This is a genomic window from Pseudalkalibacillus sp. NRS-1564 (assembly GCF_050467905.1).
In the GTDB taxonomy this organism is placed as follows: Bacteria; Bacillota; Bacilli; order Bacillales; family Guptibacillaceae; genus Guptibacillus; species Guptibacillus hwajinpoensis_B.
Genome location: NZ_JBITPM010000018.1, coordinates 33,451 through 50,460 on the forward strand (window position 1 = coordinate 33,451; position 17,010 = coordinate 50,460).

Annotated in this window: 16 protein-coding genes; 3 read left to right on the forward strand and 13 right to left on the reverse strand. The window is 41.4% G+C overall.

Features of this window, described 5'->3' with window-relative positions:
- Positions 1-43 precede the first annotated feature (43 nt).
- From ACIFPW_RS08990 to ACIFPW_RS09015, 6 genes are all read right to left on the reverse strand, one after another.
- Complete coding sequence (locus ACIFPW_RS08990) at positions 44-1,420, reverse strand: sigma-54-dependent transcriptional regulator (RefSeq protein WP_430243620.1); 1,377 nt, start codon at positions 1,418-1,420, stop codon at positions 44-46.
- Entirely contained in the window at positions 1,421-3,106 is a 1,686-nt protein-coding gene (locus ACIFPW_RS08995) for a sensor histidine kinase (RefSeq protein ID WP_430243621.1), read from the reverse strand.
- Positions 3,106-4,515: a sodium:solute symporter family protein gene (locus tag ACIFPW_RS09000; RefSeq protein WP_430243623.1), complete on the reverse strand. Its 1,410-nt coding sequence runs from the start codon at positions 4,513-4,515 to the stop codon at positions 3,106-3,108. The genes ACIFPW_RS08995 and ACIFPW_RS09000 overlap by 1 nt, the downstream gene beginning before the upstream one ends.
- Positions 4,516-4,687: 172 nt before the next feature.
- The gene (gene galT, locus ACIFPW_RS09005) at positions 4,688-6,220 is read right to left on the reverse strand and encodes a UDP-glucose--hexose-1-phosphate uridylyltransferase (protein ID WP_430243625.1); all 1,533 of its coding nucleotides are present in this window, start codon (positions 6,218-6,220) and stop codon (positions 4,688-4,690) included.
- Positions 6,217-7,383 (reverse strand): galactokinase, encoded by a 1,167-nt coding sequence (locus ACIFPW_RS09010; protein WP_430243626.1) that lies wholly within the window; start codon positions 7,381-7,383, stop codon positions 6,217-6,219. Before ACIFPW_RS09010 ends, galT begins: the two co-directional genes overlap by 4 nt.
- Positions 7,380-9,635: an alpha-galactosidase gene (locus tag ACIFPW_RS09015; protein ID WP_430243627.1), complete on the reverse strand. Its 2,256-nt coding sequence runs from the start codon at positions 9,633-9,635 to the stop codon at positions 7,380-7,382. The genes ACIFPW_RS09010 and ACIFPW_RS09015 overlap by 4 nt, the downstream gene beginning before the upstream one ends.
- 230 nt (positions 9,636-9,865) lie before the next feature.
- Here ACIFPW_RS09015 and ACIFPW_RS09020 point away from each other — a divergent pair, with 230 nt between their 5' ends.
- A complete protein-coding gene (locus ACIFPW_RS09020) occupies positions 9,866-10,738 on the forward strand; it encodes a helix-turn-helix domain-containing protein (protein ID WP_430243629.1) in 873 nt (290 codons plus the stop codon).
- Positions 10,739-10,768: 30 nt separating this feature from the next.
- Here the strand turns inward: ACIFPW_RS09020 and ACIFPW_RS09025 are convergent, their stop codons facing one another.
- Together ACIFPW_RS09025 and ACIFPW_RS09030 are read right to left on the reverse strand one after the other, a co-directional pair.
- Positions 10,769-11,020 carry a hypothetical protein gene (locus ACIFPW_RS09025; RefSeq protein WP_430243630.1) on the reverse strand — a complete coding sequence of 84 codons (252 nt, stop codon included), beginning with the start codon at positions 11,018-11,020 and terminating at the stop codon, positions 10,769-10,771.
- Positions 11,021-11,085: 65 nt separating this feature from the next.
- A complete protein-coding gene (locus tag ACIFPW_RS09030) occupies positions 11,086-12,675 on the reverse strand; it encodes a solute:sodium symporter family transporter (RefSeq protein ID WP_430243631.1) in 1,590 nt (529 codons plus the stop codon).
- A 381-nt stretch (positions 12,676-13,056) separates the two neighbouring features.
- Here ACIFPW_RS09030 and ACIFPW_RS09035 point away from each other — a divergent pair, with 381 nt between their 5' ends.
- On the forward strand, positions 13,057-13,386 hold the full coding sequence (locus tag ACIFPW_RS09035) for a YciI family protein (RefSeq protein WP_430243632.1): 330 nt from the start codon (positions 13,057-13,059) through the stop codon (positions 13,384-13,386).
- Between the two features lie 13 nt (positions 13,387-13,399).
- Here the strand turns inward: ACIFPW_RS09035 and ACIFPW_RS09040 are convergent, their stop codons facing one another.
- Positions 13,400-13,897, reverse strand: a complete 498-nt coding sequence (locus ACIFPW_RS09040; RefSeq protein ID WP_430243634.1) for an N-acetyltransferase family protein — start codon at positions 13,895-13,897, stop codon at positions 13,400-13,402.
- Between the two features lie 13 nt (positions 13,898-13,910).
- On the reverse strand, positions 13,911-14,651 hold the full coding sequence (locus ACIFPW_RS09045) for an alpha/beta hydrolase (RefSeq protein ID WP_430243635.1): 741 nt from the start codon (positions 14,649-14,651) through the stop codon (positions 13,911-13,913).
- Between the two features lie 141 nt (positions 14,652-14,792).
- Between ACIFPW_RS09045 and ACIFPW_RS09050 the strand changes: the two genes are divergently transcribed.
- On the forward strand, positions 14,793-14,951 hold the full coding sequence (locus ACIFPW_RS09050) for a Fur-regulated basic protein FbpA (protein ID WP_303530205.1): 159 nt from the start codon (positions 14,793-14,795) through the stop codon (positions 14,949-14,951).
- A gap of 33 nt (positions 14,952-14,984) precedes the next feature.
- On the opposite strand, the gene ACIFPW_RS09055 is transcribed toward ACIFPW_RS09050, so the two are convergent.
- From ACIFPW_RS09055 to ACIFPW_RS09065, 3 genes are read right to left on the reverse strand one after another with little or no spacing between them, the layout of a single operon-like run.
- The gene (locus ACIFPW_RS09055; protein WP_303530207.1) at positions 14,985-15,548 is read right to left on the reverse strand and encodes a GNAT family N-acetyltransferase; all 564 of its coding nucleotides are present in this window, start codon (positions 15,546-15,548) and stop codon (positions 14,985-14,987) included.
- Positions 15,549-15,552: 4 nt separating this feature from the next.
- A complete protein-coding gene (locus ACIFPW_RS09060; RefSeq protein WP_430243888.1) occupies positions 15,553-16,449 on the reverse strand; it encodes an alpha/beta fold hydrolase in 897 nt (298 codons plus the stop codon).
- Between the two features lie 30 nt (positions 16,450-16,479).
- The gene (locus ACIFPW_RS09065) at positions 16,480-17,004 is read right to left on the reverse strand and encodes a DinB family protein (RefSeq protein WP_430243638.1); all 525 of its coding nucleotides are present in this window, start codon (positions 17,002-17,004) and stop codon (positions 16,480-16,482) included.
- Positions 17,005-17,010 lie beyond the last annotated feature (6 nt).

The following is a 17,010-nucleotide window of genomic DNA, read 5'->3' on the forward strand; positions in this document are numbered from 1 at the left end:
TAAGATTCCGCACAAAAAAACCGCCCACATCGGGCGATTTCGCTCATGTTATATCGTATTTATCAATTCGACGCTGCAGAGCATACCGACTGATGCCTAGTAGCTTACTTGCCTGCGTAATATTCCACTTCGCATCTTGAATCGCTTTCTCAATATATTTCTTTTCGATTGATTCAATATGATCTTCTAATGAAAATTCCTTATCGAAGACGACCTCTTCAATTGATTTCGATCCTTCTGCTTGTCCTTCAACTGGGTTTAAGAAATCAAAATGAGGAGCGGCAAGCTCATCTTCTCGGTGTAAAATGGCAATGCGCTCGATCGTATTTTTGAGCTCTCTTACATTCCCTGGCCAATCATAGTTCAACAGTCGCTTTTTCGCATCCGCTCGGAGCATTGGCGTTTCTTTCCTCATTTGCTGACAAAATTCATTTAGGAAATAATCTGTTAGCATGACGATATCATTCTCTCGTTCACGTAAGGGAGGTAGCTTCACCGGTACGACGTTCAATCGATAATAAAGATCTGACCTGAACTCCTTCTCCTGTATCATCTTTTCAAGGGAACGGTTCGTTGCAGCAATCACACGCACGTCCATTTCAATATCGTGCACACTGCCAATTCGCTTAATCTTCTTATCTTCTAAAAAGCGCAGAAGCTTTACCTGAATATCGAGTGATAAATCACCGATTTCATCAAGAAATAGTGTTCCGCCATCTGCCCATTCCATTAACCCGATCTTCGGTTGAGATTGATCTGGTGCACTATTTTTTTCTCGACCGAAAAGTTCCATTTCAATGAGATCTGAAGGTATACTCGCACAGTTCACTGCAACAAAAGGTCCTTCATGTCGATGGCTTTGTTGATGGATGCTTCTTGCCACTAGCTCCTTCCCTGTTCCCGTCTCTCCTCTAACGAGTACAGTCGTATCATTGCTCTCTGCAATAAGAGAAATTTTGTCTTTCAACTCGTTCATTTGGTCACTTTCGCCGATCATTCGAACGAGTTTGGTTCTTCTCTCCTCTCCTCTATAGCGCTCCACTTCTTTTTCAAGATGGTGCTGCTTCATCCATTTTTCCAGGGTGATTTTCAATTCTTCGAGTTCAAAAGGTTTTGTTAAATAATCAAAAGCTCCTTCTTTGATCGCACGAACGGCCGTCTTTGCATCACCATACGCCGTCAACATCATCACAGCCATTTCGGGGTAATGCTCTTTCCACTTGTGGAGGGAATCAAGACCATTCCCATCAGGTAAACGAATATCTAATAGCAGCACTTGAGGACTAAATTCATCCACTAGCTTCCAGCCATCTTCAAGCGTTGAGGCGACTCGCACTTCATAACCTTCATCTTCAAGAAACATCTGGAGTGTAAGACGAAGCGTTGTTTCGTCGTCAATAATCCCTACTTTCACAGCCATCTAAACCTCCCCCTTCCTCGTTGGAAATGTGATAAAGAACGTCGTGCCTTTTCCAAGGGTACTTCTTACATCCATTTCCCCGTTATTCTGAACGACTAGCTGATGGACGATCGACAGACCAAGCCCTGTTCCTTCAGAACGTGTTGTAAAGAATGGATCAAAGATCTTCTCCATCACAGAATCTTCCATACCTACGCCATTATCGGACACCGTCATCGTTACATTCGCTCCGCTTCGGTAACTTGAAAGCGTCAGTTTGCCGCCATCAGGCATAGCGTTGATCCCATTTAGAATTAAATTCAATAGAATTTGACGAAGATGATCGCGGTCTACGATGATTTCATCTTCGTTTCGTTCAATCTCTAGCGTGACATTCTTTTCGCTTGCCACTGTCTGCATGAGTAAGACAAGTGAATGAAACGTATCATCTACATGAATGACAGAAGGATTCGTGTCCATTGGCCTTGAGAATTGGAGAATATTTGTAATGATTTTATTCACACGATCAATGTCCAACATCATGTTCTCTGTCAACGCAAGCTGATCTTCTGACAACTCAAGTCTTCGTGTTAATAGCTCTGTCGTCGTTTTAATGCCAGCTAGTGGATTCCGAATTTCATGAGCAATTCTGGATGCCATTTCACCTAATGAAGCAAGGCGAGACATTCGCTCCACGCGCTGCTCTAATTTTCTTCTATGTGTAATGTCTTCAAATGTAATAATGGACCGCTGCTTTTCTGTTGTGTTTAAGACTTTATAACTCACCGCATAGAACACTTTCTCTTCATGTCGTTTATGATTCCACATTTCTTCACTTCTTTTTTTCGTTTCGTGAATCGTTAATTTCTCAAACCGCTCTCTTAGAAGAGGGTCTTCCTTCATCATCGTCTGAGCCGCTTCATTGTAGACAGAGCTAGCTCCTTCTATTACAAGAACGATGCCTACGTGAACACTATCCAAAATCGTTTCATTCAACTTCTTTATTTTCTCAATTTGGACATTTCTTTCATCAAGTGTTTGCACCATTTCTTTTAAAGAGGTTGAAAGCACGCCAATTTCATCTTTACGATTCTCTTTCATATGAAGATCGTCCTCTCTCTCACCAAGAGCAATCCTTTTGCAAAAAGCAGCAAGGTTTTTGATTGGTTTTGAAAGGTGATAAGAAAGAATAATCGTAAACTGAACGGCAATGACACCTGTAAAAATGCTAATTAACAGCGTATATTTTTGAATATTCGGGAGTGATCCGGAATAGAAAGAGAATGTCAGCGGATGATAAAGTGTCCAGTTCCACTGCTCTAGCTGCTCTGTTAGCACGGTGTTTTCTGTCCATAAATTGGACCTAGCTTTTCCATTGTACCAATCTATTTCATTCGGTTGAACGACTTCCCCCTCTGAAGATAGGGTGCCATCTTCTTCTTCTACATACAAACCTTTCGTTTCATTAATCATGATTTTGATTAATGACTTCGCATCTTCTTCACTCATATCTCCGTTCTGAACACGTTCATTGAGCTTATCCGCATAGCGATTAAGACTAATCAACTGCTCTTGAGCTGTTGCCTGTTTTAATTGTTTCTCAGACTGATAGCTCGACCACATCGAGACAGCACCAATGATAAAGATCGGTAGCAGAACGATAATTAAGAAAGGGACTAATATTTTACGTTCAATAGAATGACGCATTAGGAAGATCTACCCCCTTTCCAAAAGAAGAAAAGTCCTGCTATCGCAAGGGACGGGAGAACGGGATGATAAGTAGACTGAACCTCCTGCGGAATAAGAAGAAAGGCAATAAGATAGGTGATTAAGCCTCTGAAAGATGAACGAAGGGCATTTCGTTTCGCCACTTTCGTGTACAGCCCCCCATATAAAGGGAAAAACAACGAAACAGCAATGATCCCCCATATATGTCCGCTAAATGGTACGATTCCCTCCGGCGGAGTGAATGCGATAATGAGCGAAAACGTCGCGAATATAAAAATCATCCAGCGCGTCCAAGAGATCACCTTTAGATCAATTGCTTTTTTCTTGCGGATCGGAAGCGTAATATCATACACAAAGCTCGTCGCCATAATAAGGAGCTGAGAATTAGCCGTAGAAATAGCAGCAGCGACAACGCTAATAAGCAGAATCCCCTTCAAAGGCGTTTGGAGTAAATACGTAATTATAAAAGGATAAATTTCATCTGTACTACTAAACGAAACGTTAGGATCCAATACTCTTGAGCCTATACCTATTACAAAAATAGAAAAATAGATAAGAACTAAAAAGACCGTACTCGTGATAACCATCTTTAACGCCACTTCTTTCGATCGAGACGAAAGAATCCGCACAGCATATTGAGGATTTGCCGCAACACCAATTCCGAGTGATAAGAACGCACTAACTAACGCCCAGAACGATAAGCCTCCCTCAGGAAACAGAGCCAAATAAGAATCATCGCTTCGATCCGCAATGGCTGATAGGCCAGTCATCAATTCAGATAGCCCTCCTATTTCGCTCACAATAAATAGAGCTCCTAGCATCGTTCCAAACAGGATTAAACAGAAATGAAAAATATCCGTGCGTGCAACAGAGTGAAGCCCTCCAAACGTCGTGTAGAGAACGAAAATATAGATCAAAAACACACTTACCGTATAAGGCACTTCAAGCATTTGACTAACCACAATACCGAAGCCTCGGATTTGGATGACTACGTATAAGAGATAACTAACACCAAGAATAATCCCAACCCAAATTTGCAGTAGCTTTGAATCATAGCGTACTAAGAAAAACTCTGGAACCGTTACAACGTTATATGTATAGAGTTTAGTTGAAATAAAAAACAAGCCGATTAATCCAAGCAACCAGGCAATAGCCGTTGTCCAAATAACGGACATACCCCCTTCATAAATCAAACCTGGTAGACCAAGAAGCGATGCTGCACTAAACCAAGTTGCGCAGAAGGACGCAATACTCGGAAACAAAGGCAGATTTCTTCCCGCTAGAAAATACCCTTTCAGCTCATCCGTTTTATCGAATCCATGTTTACCAAAGATAAGAATAGCAATGGTATAGATGAGGAAAACACCTAGATAAAGTAATTCATCCATTTGGCTCCTCCCTTCAAACGTCGTAAATCTATGGATGCCTTAGCGTAAAATAGCTCATTCGTTTCAGGTTTCATTATATACAACATAACGTTGAGACACCAGAAACGAAGGAATGATGGGGTTCGAACTACAAAAAGGCCGCTACCTTTTGGTAACGACTTTTTTGATCTATTTAGTTAGTCACCTGGTTTATGAAACGTCTAAACGCTTGCTGACCTGCTTCATCTTGTTTAAATACTCCCGCATGTTCTAGAACAGTCGAGAAGGTGACACCAATTTCATGTCTAAGCGTGTCACGTAACTGATCCTTCGATAGAGATCCATGTTTCTTCATCACCTTTTTTGCCCAAGGTACATGCTTCGCTACCACTTCATCATGAAATGCGCGATCAAGAAGACGATCTTCTATATAAGAAGCGAGCTTTTCCATTTCTTCTATAAGACGCCCGGGCAGAACCGCAAGACCCATGACTTCAATCAATCCAATGTTTTCTTTCTTAATATGATGCACTTCTTCATGTGGATGAAAAATCCCCATTGGATGTTTCGCGCTCGTTCGATTATTTCGTAACACAAGATCTAGCTCGAATTGATCTCCGCGCATTCTTGCGATTGGGGTGATCGTACTATGGGGTTCTCCATCTGTTTCATGTACTAAATTGACATCATGATCAGTATACCCTCTCCACGACGTTAGAATCTTATTCGCTAACTCCGTTAGACGCTTCCGATTCTTTCCTCGCAAGCGAAGCACGGACATCGGCCAGTTTACAATCCCGATCGTCAAATCCCGATAGCCGTTAATGTGAACTTTTTCCTGAATCTCCGCTTTCGCCATTGGGAATTCATGATGCCCTCCTTGGAAATGATCGTGACTTAAGATCGATCCACCGACAATCGGAAGGTCCGCATTGGAACCGATAAAGTAATGAGGGAACTGCTCAGTAAAATGAAGCAAGCGATCAAAGCTTTCTTTAGAGATCGTCATCGGACGATGGTACTCAGATAAAACGATTGCATGCTCATTGTAATAAACGTAAGGAGAATACTGCATGTACCAATTTTCTCCCTCAAGGTTCACTGGAATAATTCGATGCTGATCGCGCGCTGGATGATCAAGTCTTCCGGCATACCCGACATTTTCTTTGCAAAGCAAGCATTTCGGATAGGCTGAAGATGGATTGGCTTTTGCTGCTGCGATCGCTTTAGGATCTTTCTCAGGCTTTGATAAGTTTATCGTGATTTCAAGGTCACCATACTCTGTTTTACTATACCAATGCACATTCTTCGCAATTCTGTTCGTTCGAATGTATTGCGAATCCTTCGAAAGCTGATAGAAAGTATCTGTCGCTTTAATTGGACTGTACATGTAATCTTCATAAAATTGACGTATGGTCTCTGACGGTCGTGGAACGATTGTATTCATAATTTTAGGATCGAACAGATCACGCTCGGTAACGGTGTCTTCTTTTATTAAACCTGTCATCACCGCATAATCAAGCATGTTCTCAAGGATAGATGTTGGTGTGTCGAGCTGCTCTTCGTGTGGATGCGGAAACGATTCAATTCCATTTAATTCAAAAAGGTGTAGAAGAGCGTTTCGAGCGTAATCGGCATCCATACTTTCGATCAGCTGTTTTTGCAAACCGTATTGTAGAAGACGCTCAATCTCTAAATAAATATTCGGTCTCTTTTGATGGCTCATATTCCTTCCACCACCTTGTGAGCGCCGTCACCGATTTCAACAACATAGAAGTCTCCTTCAAGATCCGTTTGATGTTTGTAGCTTTCACCAACGTTTTTAATGAAGGCCTCGACCTTTTCCTTCTCCACAATACTGATCGTACAGCCTCCAAAACCAGCGCCTGTCATTCGTGACCCAACGACCCCTTCCTTCCAAGAAGCTTCCACCATCGCATCTAATTCATTCCCTGTTACTTCGTAATCATCACGTAATGAGACATGCGATTCATTCATGAGCTTTCCAAACGCCTCAACATCGCCTTCGTTCAGAAAATCAACAGCTTTCATCGTGCGACGATTCTCATAAACCGCATGACGCGCACGCTTACGAGTTTTAGTATCTAGAATCAAGTGCTTATAAGCTTGGAATTGCTCTTCTGTCACATCACCTAGCGAGTTAACGTCAAGCTCTTCTTGCAAAGCTTTGAGAGCCTGTTCACACTGCAATCGGCGTTCATTGTATTTGGAATCGGCTAGTCCTCTACGCTTATTCGTATTCGCAATAACCAATGAATGATCTTCTAGACGGATCGGGGTGTGCTTATACGTAAGCGTGTCACAATTCAGAAGAACTGCATGATCCTTTTTCCCCATACCAATTGCAAACTGATCCATAATTCCACAATTGACTCCAACAAACTCATTCTCTGCTTTTTGAGAAAGCTTTACCATTTCAACCATTTCAATTGGAACCTGAAAAAGATCCCTCAGTACGACAGACGTGGCTAGCTCGATTGATGCAGAAGATGATAGACCGGCTCCATTTGGTATATTGCCGTAATAGGCAATATCGATGCCATGCGGAATCGAATAGTCCTGTTGAAAAAGAGCGATGACTCCCTTCGGATAATTCGCCCAATCATCCTCGTCGTTATAAACGAGCGAGTCCAATGAAGATTCTATGATTCCATGACTTGGAAAGTTCATGGAATAAAACCTGACCTTCTGATCCTCACGTTTTCTTGCAACGGCATACGTACCAACGCTTAAGGCACATGGAAAGACGTGTCCCCCGTTATAATCCGTATGCTCGCCAATTAAATTCACTCTCCCAGGAGCAAAATAGAGAGCTCTCTCTCCTTCCTCTCCGAATTGTTCAATAAATTCCTGTTCAAGTTTCTTCATACTTCTCCACCTCTATTATTCTGATCCGTCTCGACTAATACAAATACGTGAGAAGAAAAATCTCCTGATTCTTCCAAACCACCTGTTTGTGATCCATCATAACCGCTTGATAATTGAATTCCAGCGTTCATTAATTCATCCCCAAAGTAAGTTCCTTCATAGCCGCTTACTTCATATTCTTTCTCTGCAGCAAGCCCCTTCAAATACAAGCGTTTAAATGAGGGGTTAGGCTCCGCAAGTACTTGATAATAACCAACGATAGCTTTCGTTTGATCGCTTGATACACTCATCCAACTAGTGACATTTCCTTTCTGTTCAAACGGACTTCTTAACCGATAGAATGCTCCGTATTGAAGGAGTTGGCGATTCTCTTTATACCAGCGGATTTGCTCCGTCATTTCCTTCAACTCATCTTTATTCATCTTCGTCACATCGAGCTCATACCCAAACGCGCCAAAGTAAGCGACATTCGCTCTTGTCTCAAGCGACGTAATTCGTTTCACCTGATGATTCGGCACAGCTGATACATGCGCTCCCATACTGCTCAGCGGATAAACCAACGATGTTCCATATTGAATGCTAAGTCGCTCCATTGCATCTGTGTCATCACTCGTCCACGCCTGTGGGGCGTAATAAAGCATACCGGGATCAAATCTTGCCCCGCCGCTTGCACATGATTCAAACAGGACGTGTGGAAAAGCTTCGATTAAACGTTCATACAGCTCATAAACACCTAAAATATAGCGGTGTGGTACTTCCGCCTGCTGATTTTTCAGAAGCGATAGCGAACCGATCTCCGTCATGTAGCGATTCATATCCCACTTCACATAGTCAATGTTCGCTTCATTTAAAATCGTAGCCATCTGTTCATAGATGTAATCCACCACTTCCTGATTCGCAAAATCAAGTACAAGCTGGTGCCGCCCAATAGACTTTATGCGTCCCGGCACTTGAATGACCCAATCTGGATGTTTCTGATAGAGTTCACTTTCTTTTGATACCATTTCAGGTTCAAACCAGAGTCCGAACAGTAGCCCCATATCATTCATCTTTGAAGCAAGATTTGATAATCCTTCAGGAAGCTTCTTAGAATCCACAAACCAATCACCAAGAGAGGTCCGATCGTCATTTCGCTTACCAAACCATCCATCATCTAATACAAACAGTTCGACCCCTGTTTCCTTCGCTTTTTCAGCAATGCTAAGTAGTTTATTCTCATCGAAATCGAAATACGTCGCTTCCCAATTGTTTAGTAAAACAGGACGTTCCGCATCCCGCCACTTCCCACGTGCAAGACGAGATTGATAGAGATCATGATAGGTTTGACTAAGTTCATTTAACCCATGTTTGGAATAAGCCATCACCACTTCAGGTGTTTGAAAACTAGTGCCACTTCCTAACGTCCATGAGAAATCAAATGGATTAATCCCCATTGTCATTCTTGCCGTCTCGTAATGATCTACCTCGACCTGCGCCTGGAAGTTCCCACTATAGACGAAGCTAAATCCGTAGACTTCTCCAGTATGTTCCGTTGTCATTGGTCTTTTTAATGCAAGAAACGGATTGTGCTGTGCACTACTAGTTCCACGAGTACTTTGAATGCTTTGAATACCTGGGCTAAGCTTCCGTTCGGACATATGACGCTCTCTCGACCACGAACCTGATAGCTGAATCATTTCATAGTCCGCATCTGGAAAATCAACTGAGGCACTATGTGCTCGTTTGATTACGTGAGTCTCTTCTCCATGATTTGTAAACAACGCAGAGCGAGTGATGACATTTCTTCCATGGTAGACAGAGTACATCAAGGAAAGAGACAGATTCGTCACTTTATCGTACATATGAATCACTAACGTATCTGCCTCCCCATCGTCCTCAACATATGTAGCGGGTAAACCTGATAAACGAGGTTTTCCTTTTATTAGTTCATATGATTGATAGGTGAAATCTGAAATACGACTTCCATCTGGATGTTCGATTTGAAAAGCAGGCTCTCGATAGTCTGACGTTCCATACCCTGGATATTCCTGTTTTATTAAATCTAGTGAAAAGGTTGAGTCATCATCGTAAATGTAAGAGGATGTCACTCTAGATTCTCGTTTAGATAAATGGCTGAAATCTGATCGATTTCGGATTTTTTTCCCAAAATACAGCTGTCCGAGCTGCCCATTTTTCATAACATGAAATACATAGCTGACTTCTTTTCCTTGTAAGTGAAACTGAAGTGTTTGATCATTAATCATTACTGGCATATACTTACCTCCGTCTTCTAATCGAAAACGTTTTCACATCCTCGTTTTCGTATCCACATCTAGTTTAAAAAAATCCCTATATCTGATCAATGGTAAATAAATTTAAAAATAATGCCTTTTATTGCTTAGACTTATTTTCCTATATAAGCTAAAATGCTATTTAGAGTATGATTCACCTGTACGTTCTCGTTATATAAATGGTACTATTTTGCTTGTTAAGGAGGGATCATATGGAAGATAAATCATTACAATACGGATCTTACGGCTATCGTTTTTCAGATCCTACACTTCAGAACATCGCCCAAATCTGGTCACTCGGATGGGATGAACAAACCACTTCTCTCTACGATTGGGACGGGACAAATCGACGCGATACAGGAAAATACATATTTCAATATACGATCTCTGGTAAGGGCTGCATCGACATTGATGGACATAGTCATGAATTAACACCTGGTCAGGGATTTATCGTAAATATTCCAGGTGATTACCGCTACTATTTACCTGAAGATAGTGATCGCTGGGAGTTTATATACCTTACACTCTACGGAGATGTCGTGAAAAAGTATTGGGATGAAATTCAAAATGAAATCGGACACATCATCCATTTCCAACCAAATTCAGAGCCGGTTCACTACTTACTTAATCTATTAAGAATGGCTTCAAACCGACAGATTTCTAATGCTCATCAAGCTTCCGGTAAGGCTTATCAATTCACAATGATGCTTTATACGTACTGTTCAAACCTAGAAAAACGGCTGTCTGAGTGGCCTGAGGCAATCGTGGAATCTTCGATGTATGCAATGAATCATTATAGTGAAGAAATCGGCCCAGATGAAATGGCGGCTTCATCCGGCATGTCTCGTTATCATTTCACTAGGCAGTTCAAGGAATATACGAACCAAACGCCTATACAGTATTTAACAGATATTCGCATCAAAAAAGCAAAAGAGCTCCTATTGAATACCAAATATTCTTCAGAGGATATCGCTATTCTCATTGGATACAAAAATGCCAATTACTTTAATAAAGTGTTCAAAAAAGTGACAGGCACTTCACCAGGAAAATACCGAACGAACACAAATGTCTCGTTACAGAAATGAAAAACAGGACCGCCTAAGCGCGGTCCTGTTCTATTTTGCTACTTCAATTGTAATCGAGCGTTTGTCATAATTAATGGTCATGCTTTTCCCTGAAGCTACGAAATTTTCCAGAACATCCTTCGACAATTGCAGTGCAAACTGTGTGCGATCAAGCTTCTCTATATCAGCTGGGTCCACAAGATCCAGCTTTTCTTCTTGCTCAGTTACTTCCTTTTGTAGCTTTTCTAATGATTCGTAAACGCTGTGATATAGCGATTCGATTGGCTCATTCGCCTTACTCATCCCACATCATCCTTCATTCCATTTGACATTGTTCCTATTATATCAAATGGAAATCCAATGGAACATTACGAAATGATGCCAATTGGTGAAAGCAACGTATAAATAATAATCATCGCTACTGTCGCTGCAATACCTACAGGATACAGAAGCTTCCATGGAGACATTTCTACCTGCGCATTCTCTTCAAGTACAAAGTCCTTATCACGTGGCGCAATTTTTCCAATCACGAGCATCAGAATCGTACAAGCCACAAACAAAATACCAAGAATATGCAAGAAGTGAATTCCTGTATCCCAAATAAGTTGAGTTGTCGCATAGACCGATATGAAAACAAACAGAGAAACCTTCGCTGCGATCGAAGGGACACGTTTCGTTAAATACCCAACAATGAGAATCGTAAAGATCGGCACGTTATAGAAACCGTTTACGATTTGTAAATATTGAAAGAACCCTTGAGGAACTTTATCAATCATTGGAGCGATACACATTGCAAAAATAGCGAGAATAATTCCAACGAATTTTCCTTTTCGTACAACTACATTGTCCGGCGCTTTCGGATTAAAATAAGGTTTATAAATGTTAAGAGCAATGAGCGTCACCGATGAATTTAGAGCCGAGTTAAAAGATGATAAAATTGCACCGAACAACACTGCTGCAAAGAAGCCAACAAGCGGCTTTGGTAATACTTCATTCACTAGCATCGGATAAGCATCCGTTGGTTCAAGACCCGGTCCAAACATATTAAAGGCAATAATTCCTGGTAAAATAAGAAACACAGGTCCAAGTAGTTTTAAGAAGGCAGCAATCAAGACGCCCTTCTGACCTTCCTTCAAATTCTTAGCTGCAATCGCTCGCTGCATAATGTGCTGAGCCGTGCCCCAGTAAAATAGATTAACAAGAAGCATCCCCGTAAACATCGTTCCAAACGGAACAGGACTGTTTTTATCGCCTACCGAATTTAACTTCTCAGGAGAGTCCTCAACTATTGTGCTAAATCCTCCGAGTATTGATCCATCACCCAGTACATACAATCCGATAATTGGGATCATTAACCCACCGATTAAAAGACCAATACCATTAATCGTATCTGATACAGCAACGGCTTTAAGACCACCGAAGATCGCATAAATCGCACCAATAATTCCGATTGCAAAAACGGTTACATAAAGACTTGCCATTCGACCAAGACCTAAAACTTCCGGAATATTGAAAAGTCCATTTAGCGCCACCGCCCCTGAATAAAGAATAGGTGGGAGCAAATTGAAAACATATCCAAAAAGAAAGAGAATGGTAACAATTTGCTTAGTCCCAAAATCATACCGTTCCTCTAGGAAATCTGGAATCGTCGTAATACCACCTTTAAGATACCGTGGCAATAAGAAGAAAGCCACGATCACAAGTGAGATGGCTGAACCAACTTCCCACCCCATAACCGCAATAGTGTCTGAATACCCTTGAGCATTCAAACCTATTAATTGTTCAGTTGAAAGATTCGTCAGCATCAATGAACCTGCAATGACCCATGCGCCTAGACTTCTTCCTCCTAGAAAATATCCATCCTGTGTTGCTAAATCTTCCTTTCTCGTTACTAGGTAGGAGATCACGGCTACCATACCAGTAAAAAATAGAAATGAACCGACTGTAAATAAACTCATTGCTGCCTCTCCTTTTTGTAAGCGGAATCAAAGTGATCCGCACAGTTATGTATGCGTTTTAATGTCTGGTTAATATTCTATACTGCGTTCTGTAAGCGTTTCAACGGTAAAAAAAACAGAAAGTTATGCACTTTTTTGCTTTATTTCGTTACCGAAGCACCAAAAAACCACTGCTCTGAAAGAGGAAACAGTGGTTCGACTTAAAAAATTTAAGCTATGAAGCGTTTCTAGCTATTTTTCTGTTCATATTTCTAGTAATTGCGAGCACAACCTTCCCCAAAATAGAGGATTTCTTTCTTTAATGGAGAAACAAACTATATATGGTGACTTTTTAATCAGAAGAGCCTTGTGCCTCTGATTTGCCAGTTATGGAGGTTACAAATGAAACAATTTCTATACAAGCTAACGCTCATTCCCGAACTACTAGAAGAAAGCAACTGGACTGACAAAGAGAACAGTATTGTATCAGAGCACTTCCATGCCCTTCAGCAGCTGTTGAAGAATAATATGCTCATTATGGCTGGCAGAACGTTAAACAACGACCCTTCTTCTTTTGGAATTGTTGTCATTCAGGTTTCTTCTGAAAAAGAAGCAGAAGCGCTTATGAAAAGTGATCCCGCTGTTCGAGATGGAATGATGACAGCTGAGCTCTTTCCCTACAGCGTTGCTCTTTATAATGAAGATTTCACAACAAAGCAGACGTCATCGTGACGTCTGCTAGTTCTTAAAAGTATTGCACCATATGTTCTTCGTTTAGAAACCTTCCCTGAACATAAAGGGCCTTCTCTTCAATGTAAACGGTTTTAAAGCCGTAGCTTTTGTACAGATGCTTCGCCCGTTCATTCGTAGAAACGACCGAAACGCTTAATTTAATAAGAGCATCCTGACTTTTCGCATAATCCATCACCCGGGATAAAAGAGCTCTCCCTGCCCCTTTGCCACGATATTCTGGCGTCACGTAAACAGCAAATAAATCAGCTTTATGACAAACCTTGATGCCGCTGCCTCTGACAAAAGTGATGACACCAATTAATGTCTCTTGATCAAAAGCGCCAAAAGTGGCACCTGATTCCATGTTTCTCGCTGTACTTTTAATCGGATCATCTTTTTGAATCGCCTCTTCATAGCTTGAGGCAAATGCTTCTGGATTTTTCTTTAACGCTTCTAACCGAAGTTCCCAATAAGCTTCAGCGTCATCCGCTGTTAGCTGTCTGACTTCCATCTTAAAACCTCCTTTATAGAAGAGCTTTCACAAATGCTTTACACTTCTCTGCAATTAGCTCTTTATCATGATCGAGCGTCGCTACGTGATAGCTATCTTTTAGTTCGATCACCTCTTTACTCGATGAAGCTATTTCATTATAAATCATCGTCGAATTCTCTGGCGGCACGACATGATCTTCTAGTGATTTAAAAATTAAGGCCGGCACCGATATTGTTTCAAGGCCTTTTCGTGTAATTTCTGTTAAATCAAGAATCTCTTGAATCGACTTCGTAGGCGTTTTCTCGTATGCCAGCTCATCGACACCTTCCGCTTTAATATCTGATCCAATTGCATCAAGGAAACGCGGCTCTGTTTTTCCTCTCATTTGTTCAAGACCTGGTAAATCAATCGCAGCATTAATCGGCATGATCCCTTTCACTTCAGGATGTTTTTCAGCTAAATAAAGCGTTAGCGTGCCGCCCATCGACAGGCCTGTAATAAAGATTTCCTCACATCGTTCGTTTAACCATTGATAGCCTTCTTCAACAGACTGGATCCATTCTTCATATGTACTCTGCTCCATGTCTTCATAGTGAGTACCGTGACCTTTCAATCTCGGACCACGAACCGTATACCCTTCTGAAGCCAATTGCTCCCCAAGATAACGCATGCTTTGCGTCGAACCTGTAAAACCATGGAGAACAAGCACACCGATGTGATTCCCAGCAAAGTAAAAAGGCTCTGCCCCTAGTAGTACGTCATACTTCGCCATATCGTATCCCTCCTAATCGTTATCATCTAGCATTCGTCACGAAAGCGCTTTATCCTTTTTTGAAAATGTGCTCTTTAAGGTTTGAGCTTGGACCCAAAGTGGAACATATTACCTGGATATACTTAACAGGAGGAATGAAACATGTCACATCTCATATCATCCGAGCAAGACCCTAAACAAAAACAGTCCTTCATTCAACGTCTATTAGACCGTGGAATTTATAAATTAAAAGATAAACAGCTCTATGAATGCACAATGGAAGAACTAGAGTATTTAATAAGGAAAGTTGATCTACCTTAATTCCTCCAGAGGATGTTATCCCCTGGAGATTTTTTATGCTTCTTTTTCTTTTGTTAACCACTCTCTCGCTAGCATTCCGTACACAATGTGATCATAGAACTGTCCATTAACGAGCTCCGCCTCCCGTACCACTGCTTCTTTCGTAAAACCTAGTCGTTCTGGAACCGCCTGGCTTTTCTTATTTCCTGAGGCAGCACGAATCTCTATCCGGTTGAGCCCGATTTCGTTAAATCCTAGATTAATCATTCCACGACACGCCTCCGTTACGATACCTTTCTTCTGAAACTTTTCGCTCAGCCAGTATCCAATCGTCGCGTACTTATGTGTTCGATTCACTTCATTAAACCCAACCGTACCAGCAAGCTCACCTTTATAAAACATGCCGAGCGTTTTCGGATATCCTCCTGTTTCACTCACGCCTTGTAATGTCCGTTGTATAAAATCACGAGAAGATTCAATATCTGTATTATAATCAACCCACGCTAACCATTCTTTCAAGTAATCTCTTGATTCATCGATTAAATGATAAAGCGCTTCGGCATCGTCTATCGTATACATTCTTAGGTAAAGATCGTCATTGATTTGATATGTAAACATGCGTCTATTCTCCTCTTTTATCACCTATGTATTGGGTTACAACGTGTGCAAAGTGATCGGCTTCTTCATCATGGGGGGTATGGCCGCTGTTTGCAAAATGATAGATTGCCCCATTTTCAACGTACTTCTTGAAAGCATCGATCTGTTCTTCGGATGTCACGGGATCATGCTCTCCTGTTAATAAGAGAGTTGGCATCGTAAGCTTTGATAGATGTGGAATGAGTGAATGAAAGATCTTTCCTTCTTCTCTTAACAAGTTATAGTGCACTTCTGATTTGTCGTAAAGCTCATCCCATTTCGCCTCACTATAATAGCTATAGTCTGTAGGCTCGTTTGTATTGTAAATGTATATTTCCATTCGGTTCTCTTCAAGATAATCACTGTATGTTCCATAAAGCTCTGCTAGCTCTCGATTCTTAATATCAGAATCCTTGGCAATTTCTAAGCTCTCTGTTGCTTTCTGATGCTCCCCATATTTGTCTAAGAGCGCACTCGTTTTTTTCAACAAGCTTCTCGATGTTAACGTAAAATCAAACGTCGGACATTCAAGCAGTAAATGATCAATTGATTCAGGATAAAGACTGGCATAGAGTACACCAAGATAGCCACCAAACGAATGACCGAGCACTGACCACGATTCTAATTCAAACTGTTTCCTGATCGCTTCGCAGTCTTCGATTAGATCCATCAAGCCAAATTCTTCATCATCATTCACCGCTTCTGAACGGCAAACGCCACGCTGATCAATCGCAATCACTCTGAAATTCTCTTTCAGTCGATCCGTCTGTTGGTAAGAGAAATCAAAGCAGCTCTCTCCTGGTCCTCCGTGTAGATAAAGAAGAGGCGGGTTATTTTTTGAACCATGCACTTCTACATATAATGCTTTGTCTCGTATTGTCATCAGTGTTCCATTATGCACTTTGTTTCACCTCTAACTCTTTATTCTTCTTTTAATTAAGAGTATTTGCCCGCGATGACTAATTTCATCTTCCATCACGTGAAACCATTTGAAATAATGGTTAGCCTTTTCATCCCAACCAAACGGTGTGACTTTTTCTAGCCATTTGTCTTCCTTCTTCCGCAGGTGATCCAGCGTATGAGCACGCACAAGACTGAGCTCACTCCAATAATCATCCAGATCGCGCCCGCGAATGACTGATCTTGCCTTTTCTCCAAGCTCAATCCCTGTCCCAAACTCCTCCCATTCCTCGTCATTTAACTCTCGCTCTTGAAATGTCATAATTTGAAACGCCTTTTCAACCGAAGCCATGTGCTGTAGCAGCATGCCGATTGAATTGCTCTTTTCATCAAGGTGAAAATCGAGCTGTTCGGTAGTTAATCCTTTTATCGTCTCTTCCGTCGTATATCTAGCGTAATTCATCATTGAAACCAATCTACTAACCTCAGGCGTGAACCCTTCTAATCGATCAATCATACAAAGATCATTATGCTGCATCGTTCG